The organism is Halalkalibacter flavus (assembly GCF_036663575.1).
Classification (GTDB): domain Bacteria; phylum Bacillota; class Bacilli; order Bacillales; family Bacillaceae_D; genus Halalkalibacter; species Halalkalibacter flavus.
Map to the genome: position 1 here is coordinate 1 of NZ_JAWRVK010000266.1, position 265 is coordinate 265.

General features: G+C 59.6%; 1 protein-coding gene. It reads right to left on the reverse strand.

What is annotated here, in order from left to right; translation table 11 throughout:
- A partial coding sequence (locus SAY88_RS25160; protein WP_332635161.1) for a hypothetical protein occupies positions 1-265 on the reverse strand: 265 nt, incomplete at both ends.

The window sequence follows — 265 nt, forward strand, 5'->3', positions numbered from 1 at the left end:
TTCCCGATCCTCCTCTCGCCACAGCACTGCCAGCAAGCGCTCCGCCGACGACAGTGATGATGAAATCCAGCATCCGGCCCGGCGCAGCAGAGGTCGGGAACAGAAAAGGCGTATCTTGCCCAACGTCACTGTTGGAATTGCCTTTCGGGATGAAAATGAGAACGACCTTGTGTCGCTCCGGCTGAGAGTCAGCCCTGACGCTGTAGCTGAGCGGGCCAGCACCAGCGATTCCACAATTGGCGCGATTCCAGATGGGGACGCCGAG